Origin of the sequence: Dapis purpurea BLCC-M126, assembly GCF_050015975.1 — a bacterium.
Taxonomy (GTDB): domain Bacteria; phylum Cyanobacteriota; class Cyanobacteriia; order Cyanobacteriales; family Microcoleaceae; genus Trichodesmium.
On sequence record NZ_JBNHER010000196.1, the window covers coordinates 85,735 to 100,201 of the forward strand.

Below are 14,467 nucleotides of genomic sequence, written 5' to 3' on the forward strand. Positions count from 1 at the left end.
CATAAATTTAGTAGAGCGTCCACTACGAACAGCTAAAATGTAGAATTTATGGCACTGCTACACCCCTAGAAAAACCCCCTAATTGATCTATGGATTCTCAATTAGGGGGTTTTTTTCATTACACTTACACTTAATAATCTATATAGTAGAAAATCCAAAGGTTAAAATGGAAAGAGGCTTATTGTGGTTGCCCTTATTGGGTGTGTTTATCTGGTTAGCTTGGGCAGGTTGGAATGAGTATCAAAAGTTGGAAGCTTACCGTGCTTGGGCAGAATCTTTTGAGAAAGCAAAATATGATATTTATGCAGTATTGGGTCAAAATGGTGAAAGCATAACTTGGGGAAAACCTACACGCAAGGGACCTATTAATTTGGAGACCTTTTCTTTGTCAGATGTACAAACGCTACAATTATTAGTTAATAATAAGCTAGTAGATCCGGAAAATCCACCCGATCAAGGTAAAGTAGTTTTGGAGTTTATTTTTTCTGATTCTAAAAATATCCAAATTCCCTTTACAGATATTGATTTAGCTCTTAATTGGTGCAAATATTTAAACCAAAAATTGTAGTAGTTGAAGTAAACTTTAGTAAATTTTCCTGTTGTCTTAAAAAAATGTCGGAACATTCCATGGCAAACTGTTCAAGTTTTTGTTAAAGGCAACAGGGAATATAAAACCTAAATGATTTTTAGCTTACCTCCGTATAAGTTTAATGATTTTTTAAGGATATTTAATAAAGTAAAGCTTAGTCATACCAATTCACTTTAAATATGTCACAAATATTTTCAACCTTTAGATATGAAATAATTTCCTGAAATTACTCTAATGTGAAAGTTTTGACCTGATCAAATCTTACTTTTGAGTTTTGAAGTAGCATTCAGCACTCAGCTACCCTCCCTGCGAACTTCAGCAATTAGCTTCTCAAGGTGTATAATAGAGGATACTCAAGAGAAGCATCTCCGCGTCTACAAACCCCTATTAACACCCACCACTAATTTTTTAAAATTATAGTGGGATACCGTTACCCTTGAATTTTTAGCTGACAGTTAGTTAAATCTCCTACTCCCTACACTCTAAAAAAATGGTATTAAAATTTCTGAAAACAGTTAGTAAAGCAGTGGCAGAAGCAGCCAAATTTATTACTCTTAAAAAAGATGGGAAATCTACAAATATAGTAACTATAAAAAATCCAGCTTTAACCAAACGACAAAAGAATATTCAATTAGAACAATTAAAACTAGAATATATCCAAAATCAAGATAACTTTGATTTAGAGCAACTGAGTCAAGATCATTCTGAAGAATTACAGGCATTTATTCAAATTGCCGAAACTGCAAAACTCGAAACAAATATCGATTTTCAAAGATGGCTGTTAGAACAAGAAAAAGCAATTCAAATAGAAATACTCAAACAAAACCATGAACTCCAACGAGAATTACTCGCCTACCAACGAGAAACTTCTCTACAAATTATAGAAGAACAAAAAAGATTAGAAAATTCTCCTATTTGGTTAGTTGCTACTGACATTCTCAACTCTCATCTAGAGGAAGAAATTATGCCTCTGCGAGTTTTCTTTGATCCCCCAAAACTCGTATTCGATAGAATTAACGAAGCTAATAATTCACCTAATTTTTTTCCTAATATTGAACTGACTTTAGCAGATAGTTTACGACAATTTTTCAGAAATTATGCAGCTAAAGGCAGAGAAATAGATTTTTTATCAGGAGCTTGGGTAAGTAAATCTTTTCATAGTGAAGTCAGTATTAAAGCTTTATTTAGTGTATTAAAATCTCAGCCAACTTTAGTTTTAGAATCAGAAGTTAATGGCAATTATCTCAACTTTAGAGTTGCTTATTGGAGTTTGGGCTGGTCAAAATATCGTTACGACCCTGTTATTTCTAGATTGCCCTATCGGGATATTTTATATGAATCTGCAAAACTCCGAGCGCGTCGATGGTTAGCAATTAGGTCTAAGTTAATTGCTACCGGAGAAAAGGGAAAAAGAATTGATGAGCTTTATGCTGGGAATAATTTAATTAACCTGAAAAAATTACAGCGAGAGCAAAAATTCAGAAAGGCAGGAATTGACATTAGTGAGTTGGATATGAACTATATTGTCAATCAAAAAGACTTTGAGGAATTAGGAAAATTTTTAAGTCTTTATCATTGTGTATTTGCTGGCTTAGTAGCAGATGAATATTTTTTAGTTGAATATAATCTCCCTCCTATTTTACCAGAATTATTGCCGAATTTAATCAAAAATTTGCCAGAATCTTCAGAAGTTGATGAGATGATGGAATCCGTTGTTTCCTATTATCAAAAAATTTATCAAGGTTTAGAAATTCAGCGTTCAGGTTGGATGCCAGAATTAATCCTAGATTTAGCTCAAAGTTTGGCAAATTTACAAAATAAAGTTTGGGCAATTAAACAAATTGAAAATTCTCTAAAATCTTGGTTACAATTACAGGGTTTATTCTCGTCTCCAGAAGAATTAATTTTGCTTTTGGTAGAAATGGAATGTGTGTTAAAAGCAGAAGATTTAGAATATGTAAATAAATTAAATAAATGTTTGGAAAATATTGGGGAGAAAAGGCAAATAAATATAATGCAAATTTGCTATCAACGAGGATTAAATAATTTTAAACAGGAAGATTATTTAGCAGCAATTAGTGATTTTTCTCAATCCATAAAGCTGAATAAAAATTGGGGAGAAGCTTATTATAATCGTGGCTTTATTTATGCACAAATAGGAAAATATCAGGAAGCAATTAATGATTTTACCGAGGCTTTGGGGACAAATGAAAATTGGGTAGATGCCTATAATAAACGCGGTAATGCTTTTAATCAATTAGGGCGATATGAACAGGCGATCGCTGACTATGAACAAGCATTAAAATTGCAGCCAGACTGTGAAGATTCACGACAAAATTTAGACATTGTGCGGGGATTTTTGGCAGAAATACAACCCCAACAACAAGAAAAAGTAAAACCAGAATCTCCACCTGTTCAAAAACAAAAAACAGTAAAACAACGGAAACATAAATTAGAAAATTTTGTTGTAGTTAATGAATTTCAAGCACATTCAGAAGGAGTAAGTTGTCTTGCTATCAGCCCTGATGGGCAAATATTAGCTAGTGGTAGTTATGATGACACTATTAAGTTATGGCACTTGGGTACGGGAGAAGAAATTGCTACTTTGGTCGGTCATTCTGACGATGTGGAGTCAGTGGCGTTTCACCCCGATAGCCAGATCTTAGCTAGTGGCAGTTACGATCGCACCATCAAGCTGTGGCAGTTAAGTACAGGTAAAAATATTCGTACTCTGCGCGGCCATTCCGAAGATATCGAGTCTGTGGCATTCAGTCCTAATGGTCAGATATTAGCGAGTGGAGGGGATGATAACGAAATTAAGTTGTGGCAGTTGAGTACTGGTAATGAACTTCATACTCTAACGGGTCATTCGGAGAGGGTTTGGTCTGTGGCATTTAGCACTGATGGGCAAATGTTGGCGAGTGGCACTGGTGACAATACTATAAAGATCTGGCATTTGGCTACAGGGCAAGAGGTTAAAACTCTCTGGGGGCATTCTGGTTATGTAAGTAAGGTTGCCTTTAGCACTGATGGTGAAATGTTGGTTAGTGGGAGTGATGACAATACTATTAAGCTCTGGCAGTTGAGTACAGGTCTAGAAGTAGCTACTTTGACTGGGCATTCCAAGAGTATTTGGTGTTTGGCAGTTACCCCAGATAATACTTTGGTGAGTGGGGGTGGAGATAATTTGATTAAAATTTGGCATTTGAGTACGGGCCGAGAGTTGGGTACTTTGACTGGTCATAATTTCGGTGTGTTGGCGTTGGCTATTTCTCCTGAAGGAGATACTTTGGTTAGTGGAGATGGTGATGGTTATATCAAAATCTGGCAATAATTTACTCTACTAGACGATCGCTCCTTTCAATAATGGATAATGGATAATGGATAATTGATAATTACCTCTCCCTAAAAGCTATCCCTGATAAGGAACTCCTAAAACCCTTTTGTGATAGGGGGATGGGGAGATGGGGAGGTGGGGGGAGAGTGAGCGCATTCATTAGGGCTTGCAGGAAAAAAAACGTATTTTTAAATACATTTATTCTTCCTAAATATCCATTGAATAGCAAATCCATAACTTTTCTATGCATGTCAAATTTTATGTTAAGAAAGATGTTTATAAAGCATAGCCCTAAAAGGAAGAGGATTGAATAAAAGGAAAATTTTTTCTCTCTTGGTCGATTGGATATGGCGAGGAGACCTCGCCATCCCATCCTACGGAATGCTACGCAAACGACCGCTTATTTCTCCACGGCGAGTGAGAGGCTTTAAACCTTAATTCTTCGGTAAATAACGGTGTTAATAATATAACCTAAATCAAAATATGGCAATAATCTACTCTACTAGACGATCGCTCCTGTAAATAACGGTGTTAATAATACTACCTAAATCAAAATATGGAGACAATTTGCATTACTAGATGATCGCTCCTGTAAATAACGGTTTTAGTAATACAACCCAAAGGGTTATCATCACCCCATAAAGGCTAATAACCAGTATGGGTTTAATACATGATGACTATAACCTGTACGCTTACTGTCAACAAATTGAACAACTGTAAATATTCAATGTGACATCAAATATTAAGTATAAAAAAATTCAGTATGATCACCCTTTTTTTTTATAGGAGATCGTGGCTAAACTAAATCAGTCGGTAGTGAATCTATGAGTTATTCCAACAGTTAATACTTATCAAATGGCTGCAATACAGACTCTTTAAAAGCAATCGTTCTTGATCCAAAAACTTACAACCTTTCATGTTGCCGAGTTTAATTGTGCAAGTTTGCGAAGCTTAAAACGGTCACCACTAATCTTAAAAAATATGGCTTTGTCTATTAGGTATTAGATAGGTATTAGACTTTTGATGTATCCGCGCTCTTTGCCTTCACTGCGACAAATTAAATAACACACACAAACTAGGAGCTGAGAGAATATGACAACTTGGTTTGTATCACCAACTGGCAATGACAATTATCAAGGTTCCATCGAACAACCATTTAAAACTATCTATAAGTGTGCAAGTATTGCTCAACCTGGGGATACTTGCTCGATCAGAGAAGGAGTTTATTCTGAATGGGTTCAACCCAAAAATTCTGGTCGCCCAGATGCTCCAATTACCTTTGAAGCTTACAATGGCGAACAAGTTATCATATCTGGAACTCAAACAATTGAAGGCGAATGGCAAGAACATGAAGATGGTATCTATAAAATTAAATTAGACGAAAACCAGATCAGGGATTTAGGAGTTGGTCAAAATCAACTATTTGTTGATGGCGAAATGATGATCGAAGCTCGCTGGTCCAATATTGATAATGCTGTTAATATAACCCGTGATAATCATATCATTTCCTCCGATGGTGGTTTCCTGGGAAACCCAACCCCATCATCAAAAAATGGATATTCTCAGATATCAGCTTACTATGAATCTCCTGAACTAGAACAATTTCCTGAAATCTTTTGGGATGACGCTTATATTAGCTTGATCCCTGGTCATGAATGGTGGGGAAATGCGGGCACTATTACTCACTCTACTCCAGGGCGAATTGAATTCGAGTTTGATTTTCCTTCTGGATGGCTTAATTCTCATCAACCCTCCGCTGACGATCCTTTTTACATCTGGGGAAGTTATAATGCTCTCGATGCAGAAAAAGAATGGTTTTTGGATACTGAAGGAACCCAGGGAGACCCCTACACTCTATACTTTAAGCCACGAGGAGGCACTTTAGAAAATAAAACCATCGAATTAAAACGTCGCAACCAAGTTTTTAATCTCAACGATCGCTCATATATCCATGTTAAAGACATCGAATTCTTTGGCAGCATGATTGCCATGAATTCCAATAGTTCCTATAACGTTTTTGACGGCATAACTTCTGATTATGGCGGTCATAATCAAGGAATAAGTGGTTGGATAGCTCCTCCACCAATTGATATACAAGGAAATAATAATCAATTAATCAATTCTCGCATCGGGAATACCGCTGGTCCATTAACGATTGCTGGTAATGACCACATCATACAAAATAACGTATTTCACGATTTAGGTTATGTTGCGGCCAGTGTATCGGGGATTCAAGCGAAAGGAAATCCATATAATGTAGAAATTACTCAAAATACAATTTTTAACACTGGTGGAATAGGAATTTCTGCCAATTTTCAAAGTTCTGAGATTACCCACAATCATATTTGGAATATTGGCCTACAAAAAACCGATTTAGCTGCAATTAATGCTTTCAATGCGGGAGATGCTGAAGAAACAGAAATTGGCTACAATTTAATTCATGATGTGTGGTCTTATAATGATACTGCGCCACATTGGGGTGGTTATGGTATTCGGTTGGATGCTGGTGGTGCACCTTTAGGAAATTCTAATTACAGCATCCATGACAACATTATTTTTAATACGAGCAGTAGTAGTATAGGCGTTTGGGGTATTTTGGAGACTGCTGAGAATTCTGATAATACTCTAATTAATTTACAAAATAATACAGTTGATGGTCGTATCCTTCTGGCTGAAGCAAGGAATTCTCTTGCTGGTACAAGTTTACTCAATAATATTAGTAGTGAGTTGAATACTGTCGGTCATCAAAATCAGACATCTCAAGGGAAACCATATATTCCTGATGGAACAACTGTAGAGGATAATCTTTTTTTGAGCGATCTAGAAAATAATTTTTCTCGGCAAGACGCAGGATTATCTGATAGTGAATTACTTCCCAGAGAGTTATTTCCATTACTTGATTCAGGAGAAGTTTTCCTACCATTTACTAATTCATCTATCAATATAGACGGTCAAACAATTGGTGCCAAAGAGTTTGTTCCTGGAGCGTTAATATTAGAAGAAGATTTATCAAATCTTGTAGCTATTCTTAACGAAAACAATCTCGAACAACTTATCCTCACAGGGTTACCATTGGGTCGAATTTTACCAGAAAATGTTTCAATTAAAGTAGGAGAGACTACCCAAACTTCTAATTGCCTGAATGTAATCGATCTTGCGGGTCATACTACTTCTATTTGTGAATTTAATCAAGTTCATCTCAGCGATAAACATCAAAATCTTTACCTAAGTCTGAATGGTGATTCCTATCAGGAAATTAATCGGGACTATCAACGAGTTCCTGAGTCTTCTAATGTTATCTGTTTGTTGATATTTGGAATAATTTTTCTATCAAAAATATTTTATCGTCATAGTTTGAGGAGTAGCAAGAGAAATGCTGATTAAGGTATAGGAATAGAGTATTTAACAGCCTTCTCCTGAAGGAGATGCTCCACGTTAGATGAACCTATAGCCACCTTCTACCCCGTAGGTGTCCCTGTTCCTAAATCTAGCGATCGCGTTCCTGAACCAAGCCTAATTCTAGGTTTCATGGCACTGGGCGGTTTAATGCTAGGGGGCAAACGAAATACTAGAAGATAAATGGAACTTAGTCCAAGTAGTTTCTGTGAATACTTCTGACAGTCATAACTTCTAACTCCTTAAATTATTCCTCGAAAACTGCCAGATGTACAATCGCGTCACCTTGATTAACTAAAGGATTTTGTAAACTACCGATGACCATTCCTGTACAAGGAGCATTAACGGTAGTATTTTGTTCACCAAAAGCATCCGATATCACACCTAATAATTGCTTTTTTATAACTTTCTGACCCAATTCCACATATAGCCGTAATATTCCACTGCGAGCAGCTCGTACCCATTTAGTCTCATTTACTTGTATAACTGGTTGTAGTTCCAGGTACGTTTCTAGTGGGTACATATTTAAACTCGCCATTACCCGTATAATACCTTCTACCCCTACTTTGATTGCATTCTCATCAAAGCGCAATGCTTCTCCTGCTTCGTACAATAATACAGGAATACCTTGTTTGGCAGCGGCCTCCCGCAGAGAACCATCTCTAGTTTGGGAATGAATTGTTACTGGTGCCGCAAAAGCTTTTGCACATTCATAAGTTTCAGGATCGTGAAGATTAGCCCGAATTTGTGGTAAATTCTTGCGATGGTCTGAGGCAGTATGTAAGTCAATACCGTGGGTAGATTTGCTAACAATTTCTTTCATAAATAAATGAGCTAAACGACTGCCAAGGGAACCTCTTTTTGAACCAGGAAAAGAACGATTTAAGTCACGGCGATCTGGTAAATAGCGAGACTGTTCTATAAAGCCAAATATATTTACAATTGGCACAGCAATTAATGTACCTTTTAATAAAGATGGAGAAATTTTTTGTAATACTTGACGAATAATTTCTACACCATTAACTTCATCACCATGAATAGCAGCACTTAACCAAAGTTTTGGTCCTTGAAAGCTACCATTTATGACTGTAACTGGTAAAGTAATTAAAGTTTGAGTAGGGAGACGTGCTATAGGTATTTCTATTAGTTGTCTTTTTGCTGGCGGAATGACTGAACCACCGATTTCTATCATTTTTTATTTAGTTTATAGGTGAGAAATAATATTATGTTTCCTGTTGAAATTTACTATCTTTTATCAATAAATAAAGTATTAGACCAAGAGTCAAAAAAGGATTTTATAAAACTTTAGTTATATGGAACAGGAAACAGGGAATAGGCAATAGGTAATAGAGATTCATTGCAAACATTTATAAAAATAGTATTATCTAAAATTGGTAATTGTCATTGCAATGATAGGAAGCAATCTAAGAGGTGGTAGGAGATTGCTTACCAATGGATAATTAATAATTAATCTATCTGGTTTAAAACTTATCCTAATAATTAATAATTATACTCAAAAATAATTATCCATTATCCATTATTAATTATTAATTAACTTCTTTAACCTTCAATGCGATCGCGCACTTGACCTTTTTGTGCATTCTTCTCTAAAAACTCTATTATTTTACCAGAAACATCTACTCCTGTAGCAGTTTCTATTCCTTCTAAACCAGGAGAAGAATTCACTTCCATCACTACTGGGCCATGATTAGAGCGTAACAAATCTACCCCAGCAACTCTTAGCCCCATTGCTTTAGCTGAACGGGTAGCAGTTGAGCGTTCTTCTGGACTCAATTTAATTTTTTCTGCTTTACCACCTCGATGCAAATTTGAGCGAAATTCTCCCTCAGCTCCCTGTCTTTTCATAGAAGCTATTACTCTATCTCCTACTACAAAACATCGCAAGTCTGCGCCACCCGCTTCTTTGATAAATTCCTGTACTAAAATATTAGCATTCAAGCCACGAAAAGCTTCAATAACTGATTTAGCCGCTTGATAAGTTTCAGCTAAAACTACTCCTATTCCTTGAGTTCCTTCTAATAATTTAATCACCAAAGGAGCGCCACCAACAGTATTAATTAAACCATCAATATCTTTAGTTGAATGAGCAAAACCAGTCACTGGTAATCCTATTCCTTCTCTAGCCAATAATTGTAAACAACGTAATTTATCACGAGACCGAGAAATAGCTTGAGAAGGATTTGCTGTAAAAACTCCCATCATTTCAAACTGTCTAACTACAGCCGTGCCATAAAATGTTTTAGAAGCACCAATACGAGGAATAATAGCATCAAATCCTTCTAAAGGTTCACCCATATAAATAACTTGAGGCTTCATGGAAGTAATATTCATATAACAACGCAGGTAATCAATAACCTGAACTTCGTGACCCCGTTCAACTCCTGCTTCTACTAATTTTCTAGTAGAATAAAGATTGGGTTCAGTAGATAAAATAGCAATTTTCATTTTGTTGTTTTCTACCATTTTTTTTAATCCTTATTCTTGACTGATTTTCGAGTTTTATCTAAATAAGATTTACCAGGATTAATTAAGAAATTCTTCCGGACAGCTTGTCGGCCTAATAACATTCTAAATCCCATTAACTCTCGATTAGTTAATGTTAGCTCAATTTGCAATTTTTGGTTCATTAAATTAACTTCAGTTAAAATAACAGGACGTAATTCTGCTGCTCCGCTAGAACTCCGAATTTTTCGTTCATCTATTAATTCTGCTTCAGCAGTTACTATGAGATTGGTATCTTTTTGTTGGGGATGAACTTTAAATTTTACCATTGATTTACCGTCAATTTCAACAGTCTCAATATCAAAAGCGTGTAAAGCAGAAGAACGGGCACCAGTATCAATTTTGGCCTTAATTCTAGTAATGCCAATTTCGGGTAATGCTATCCATTCTCGCCAGCCAATAATTGGTAATTCTTGATGTTTCATTTTTAGTTTTAGGGAATAGGGAGTAGGGAGTAGGGAAGATGGGGAGCAAGATAGGGAATAAGCAAAAAATATTTACCCCGTCAGTTGTACCACATTAGTCACCGAATCTGCTGTAAGTAAGAAGGTTGTAATTTTTCCCCCATTTCCAGCTTTTAACTTTTAACTTTTTACTTTTAAAATGGTGCGTTACGGCGCAATTTTAAGTTTTGAGGTACAACCACATTTACACGGTTGCGCCTAAGGCACCCTACTGGATTGTTTCACCTAAAATAGTGCAAAGCGCTTTTCTCATAATCACCCCATCACCCCATCACCCCATCACCCCATCCCCTCATTTTCTAATGCAACATTTAAGATGAAACAGTGCACTACACACTAATAGATAGAGTTGTAATTTTTCTCCATCACCCCATCACCCTACCACCCCATCACCCCAGCTCCCTATTCCTTCTATAAAAGGGGCGCTTAACAACAATAGCTGCATAATTTTTACCCCTAATTTCTACTTCTAATTTTTGACCGAGTTTCCCTAATTTTTTTGGTACATAAGCTAGAGCGATCGCTTTCCCTAAAGTCGGAGACTTAGTACCGCTGGTAACTTCTCCTACCACCTTACCATCACTCAAAACAGGATAACCATGACGAGCAATAGAGCGATCGAGCATTTCCAAACCCACCAAACGTTTTGAGACTCCTTCCGTCTTTTGTGTTTCCAAGACCTGACGACCAATAAATTCACCCTTTTTATCCAAATGAACTAACCAACTTAAACCTGCTTCTAGAGGAGTAGTCTCAGTGTCAATATCTTGACCATAAAGTGCCATTGCCGCTTCTAAACGCAGAGTATCTCTAGCTCCCAAACCACAGGGAGTAACGCCAGCATTCAACAAATTGCGCCATAACTCCACACCCACGGAAGGATCAACCATAATTTCAAACCCATCTTCCCCAGTGTAGCCAGTTCTAGCAATAAAACCAGGTTGCTCTAATACAGTAATATCTGAATGCCCGAAAAATCCAATTGATGCCAAATTTTCCTTGACAAATTGCTGCAAATATGATTCTGCTTCTGGCCCTTGGACAGCCAATAACACTTTTTCCTCAGAGATATCTTGGAATTTAACACCACTAGCTTCTAGATGACTTAATATCCAGGCTTTATCATTGGCTTTAGTGGCAGCATTAACAATCATAAAACCCCGTGCTTCGTTGGTGAGGGGGTCATTACTTTGACGATAGAAAATGAAGTCATCAATAATGCCTCCCTGGGGATTTAATAAGACGGTGTACTGAGCTTTACCAGGTTCTAAACTACTCAGATCAGAAGGTACTAAATATTGGATTTTTTCAATTAGATCGTGGCCTTGAGCGATAAACTTGCCCATGTGGGAAATGTCGAACATTCCTGCTTTGGTGCGTACTGCCTCATGTTCGGTGCTGATGCCGGAGAATTGTACTGGCATTTCCCACCCAGAAAATTCTACCATTCTACCCTTGAGTTCTGCTGCTAAGTCGTATAGAGGTGTGCGAGAAAGAGGTTGTGTATTAGATTCTGTTGACTTGGCCACTGGTATGTCCCTAATTTATTAATAAACTTTATTGATTTTAGGACATTGTGGGTATTTACAGAAGTCAGGAGTCAGGAGGAAGTAGCGATCGCTGTGCTGTCTTATTACACCAATGCTACCAGATTTGATATTATACTTTTGGGGTTAGGTGGGGGGTATGACCCTCAACTGTAAAGTTATAGTTTTGAGATTTTGGGGTGGAGGGTTGGGAGACCAGAGTTGGGAGACCAAACCCCTAGGATGGTAAAACTATATCAAATCTGCTTGGCACTTTGATTCGTACAGAACGAATCAAAAAATCCTGCAGTGTCCCGCCATGCACACCATCGCGAGTATCTCAAGTCACTGATTCGGCTAATTCTTGAATCTGTTGCAAATAATTAGCCCGATCGCTAGAATCTGGGTGAGCATAATTAAGGTTCTTAAAAATACCTGTTAGGCGGGTAAAATAATCACGGGAAGCTTGTTTATCTTTAAATTTGTACTGGCGATTAACTAGCTCATAAACCAGCCCAAAGGTTTCTTTTTGTCGTTCTAGGGGTGCACTAGCATCCACGTCATCGAAAGCATCTTGCTGAAGGTAAACCATATCCACAAACAAAGCTTTCTGAGAAGTAATAAAGTCATCAAGGGTGACTCCTTCCTCCCCTGTCACCTGCATCATTTGCTCAATACTATTCCCCGTATGAAGCAGTTCAATCATTTCTTCAACCCGTTTTACCCAACCCGGTTCAACATTTTTCTCAAACCATGGGGCGAGTTGTTTGAGATAACGCGACCAAGATATGAGAATGTCAACCGCTGGATAAAAACGCTTGTAAGCCCTTTCTGCACTTAATCCCAGAAAATCTTTGACCGTGCTTAAGGTAGACTGGGTAACGGGTTCTTCAAAGTTACCCCCAGCCGGAGAAACCGTTCCAATCATAGTCAGACTACCAATAGTACCATCATTGGTGCGAATGATGCCAGCTCGTTCATATACTCCCTTGATTGAGGAATCCAAATAAGCAGGAAATGCCTCTTCCCCTGGAATTTCTTCGAGTCGTCCCGACGTTTCCCGCATAGCTTGTGCCCAACGGGATGTAGAGTCAGCAATCAGCAGTACATCATAACCCATCTGACGGTAATATTCCCCCAAAGTAATACCCGTATAAATAGATGCTTCACGGGCGGCCACAGGCATTGAAGAAGTATTACAGATAATAATTGTCCGATCCATTAAAGACCCCCCCATCTTAGGATCTTGCATTTTCGGGAATTCGGTAATAGTTTCTACCACTTCACCTGCCCGTTCCCCACAAGCCACCACGATAACGATATCCACTGCTGAAAAACGGGAAATCATGCCTTGTAATACCGTCTTCCCTGCGCCAAACGGACCTGGAATACAACCCGTTCCGCCACGGGCAATGGGTAGAAACGTATCAATAATCCGCTGAGTCGTAATCATCGGTTCTTGGGGATAAAGCCGTTGAGAAAATCGTTTGTCTAATAATTGTTGCGGTAAAGGACGACGTACCGGCCATTGTTGGGTTAAAGTTAGACTACGTTCTTTGCCATTTTGATCCTTAATCCGAGCAATGGGAGTATCAATGGTAAAACTCCCTTGTTGAATCCAATCAACGGTTACTTCTGTGGGTTCATTGAAAGGAATCATAATTTTGTGGGTAAATCGACCTTCAGCAACTGTACCGATCGTATCTCCAGCTTTGAGGCGATCGCCAATTTTAACTGTAGGAATAAAAGACCATTTTTTCTGGGGATTTAAGGCTGAGGCATAAACACCACGGGGCAAGAAAGTACCGTAATCTGTCGCCAGTTCTGAGAGAGAATTTTGTAAGCCGTCGTAAACTTGACTCAGCAAACCTGGTCCGAGGGTGACAGACAACAGTTCTCCCGTCTGTTCAACCGGATCGCCAATCCCAACACCTCGCGTACTTTCATATACTTGGGCCTCTGCCTCTTGTCCTCGCACGCGCAGCACTTCTGCTTTGAGTTTTTCGGTACGACCTTCAGTTTGCCGTTGCGGACAAATATAAATCACTTCATTTTTGATCAGAGGTCTTGCCTGAGTGGATGCTCTTTTAATGGTAACAAGGTCTTCTTGAACGGCAATGACCTGTGCTGGATTGAATGTTTGTGCCATAATTATTATAGTTATTATTGTTTATTGAAATTATTTAGAGGAATACTGTGATTATCAGCAATGTCATTATTATATTCTGCTTAGCATTCGATTGATGGTAGTTCTAGTCTTTAGTATTTGATTGAACCAAATAACTAAAATTTTTAGAATCAAGAGAACTTTTCACCTTATGCCGTCTTGGAAATGTTGCTTATTGTGGAAGTAAATGTAATCCAAAATATAATAAAGGTAACCTTTTTCTCTTGACGAACTACTTAATGGTGGGTCTAACTCACCTTCAAACACTGATGAATTATACCAATTTGATAAATGTTTGCTACAAAGAACTAGGGGAATTTTTAGGAGTCATAATTCAGGAGTCATGAGTCGCATGGGAATGGCTTCAATACCATTTTTTTGCCGTAAATCATCCTTTTTATCAAAAAAATATCTCCTTTCATTAATTGATAATTGATAATGGATAATTGATAATTACCTCTGGTT

The 14,467-nt window shown here is 37.6% G+C and carries 10 protein-coding genes; 5 read left to right on the top strand and 5 right to left on the bottom strand.

The window, feature by feature from the left end; genetic code table 11:
* Positions 1–166 precede the first annotated feature (166 nt).
* The 4 genes from ACP6PL_RS17265 (at position 167) to ACP6PL_RS17280 (ending at position 7,505) form a co-directional block, all read left to right on the top strand.
* Positions 167–568 (top strand): hypothetical protein, encoded by a 402-nt coding sequence (locus ACP6PL_RS17265; protein WP_426546497.1) that lies wholly within the window; start codon positions 167–169, stop codon positions 566–568.
* 511 nt (positions 569–1,079) lie between these two features.
* A complete protein-coding gene (locus ACP6PL_RS17270) occupies positions 1,080–3,923 on the top strand; it encodes a WD40 domain-containing protein (RefSeq protein WP_426546498.1) in 2,844 nt (947 codons plus the stop codon).
* Positions 3,924–5,018: 1,095 nt separating this feature from the next.
* A complete protein-coding gene (locus ACP6PL_RS17275) occupies positions 5,019–7,310 on the top strand; it encodes a DUF1565 domain-containing protein (protein WP_426546499.1) in 2,292 nt (763 codons plus the stop codon).
* Positions 7,311–7,373: 63 nt separating this feature from the next.
* The gene (locus ACP6PL_RS17280; RefSeq protein ID WP_426546507.1) at positions 7,374–7,505 is read left to right on the top strand and encodes a PEP-CTERM sorting domain-containing protein; all 132 of its coding nucleotides are present in this window, start codon (positions 7,374–7,376) and stop codon (positions 7,503–7,505) included.
* 64 nt (positions 7,506–7,569) lie between these two features.
* On the opposite strand, the gene ACP6PL_RS17285 is transcribed toward ACP6PL_RS17280, so the two are convergent.
* From ACP6PL_RS17285 to gcvT, 4 genes are all read right to left on the bottom strand, one after another.
* On the bottom strand, positions 7,570–8,514 hold the full coding sequence (locus tag ACP6PL_RS17285; RefSeq protein ID WP_426546500.1) for a succinylglutamate desuccinylase/aspartoacylase family protein: 945 nt from the start codon (positions 8,512–8,514) through the stop codon (positions 7,570–7,572).
* Positions 8,515–8,882: 368 nt separating this feature from the next.
* A complete protein-coding gene (gene rimK, locus ACP6PL_RS17290) occupies positions 8,883–9,788 on the bottom strand; it encodes a 30S ribosomal protein S6--L-glutamate ligase (RefSeq protein WP_426546508.1) in 906 nt (301 codons plus the stop codon).
* A gap of 23 nt (positions 9,789–9,811) precedes the next feature.
* On the bottom strand, positions 9,812–10,270 hold the full coding sequence (locus ACP6PL_RS17295) for an ATP-dependent zinc protease family protein (protein ID WP_426546501.1): 459 nt from the start codon (positions 10,268–10,270) through the stop codon (positions 9,812–9,814).
* Between the two features lie 428 nt (positions 10,271–10,698).
* Positions 10,699–11,838: a glycine cleavage system aminomethyltransferase GcvT gene (gcvT, locus tag ACP6PL_RS17300; protein WP_426546502.1), complete on the bottom strand. Its 1,140-nt coding sequence runs from the start codon at positions 11,836–11,838 to the stop codon at positions 10,699–10,701.
* A 45-nt stretch (positions 11,839–11,883) separates the two neighbouring features.
* Here gcvT and ACP6PL_RS17305 point away from each other — a divergent pair, with 45 nt between their 5' ends.
* Positions 11,884–12,012, top strand: a complete 129-nt coding sequence (locus tag ACP6PL_RS17305) for a hypothetical protein (RefSeq protein WP_426546503.1) — start codon at positions 11,884–11,886, stop codon at positions 12,010–12,012.
* 163 nt (positions 12,013–12,175) lie between these two features.
* On the opposite strand, the gene ACP6PL_RS17310 is transcribed toward ACP6PL_RS17305, so the two are convergent.
* The gene (locus ACP6PL_RS17310) at positions 12,176–13,984 is read right to left on the bottom strand and encodes a V-type ATP synthase subunit A (protein WP_426546504.1); all 1,809 of its coding nucleotides are present in this window, start codon (positions 13,982–13,984) and stop codon (positions 12,176–12,178) included.
* Positions 13,985–14,467 lie beyond the last annotated feature (483 nt).

Bases quoted from the DNA above. Each gene is read 5' to 3' on its own strand.
- ACP6PL_RS17285 (WP_426546500.1), bottom strand. From the start codon at position 8,514: ATGATAGAAATCGGTGGTTCAGTCATTCCGCCAGCAAAAAGACAACTA.
- ACP6PL_RS17265 (WP_426546497.1), top strand. From the start codon at position 167: ATGGAAAGAGGCTTATTGTGGTTGCCCTTATTGGGTGTGTTTATCTGG.
- ACP6PL_RS17270 (WP_426546498.1), top strand. From the start codon at position 1,080: ATGGTATTAAAATTTCTGAAAACAGTTAGTAAAGCAGTGGCAGAAGCA.
- rimK (WP_426546508.1), bottom strand. From the start codon at position 9,788: ATGAAAATTGCTATTTTATCTACTGAACCCAATCTTTATTCTACTAGA.
- ACP6PL_RS17275 (WP_426546499.1), top strand. From the start codon at position 5,019: ATGACAACTTGGTTTGTATCACCAACTGGCAATGACAATTATCAAGGT.
- ACP6PL_RS17295 (WP_426546501.1), bottom strand. From the start codon at position 10,270: ATGAAACATCAAGAATTACCAATTATTGGCTGGCGAGAATGGATAGCA.
- ACP6PL_RS17310 (WP_426546504.1), bottom strand. From the start codon at position 13,984: ATGGCACAAACATTCAATCCAGCACAGGTCATTGCCGTTCAAGAAGAC.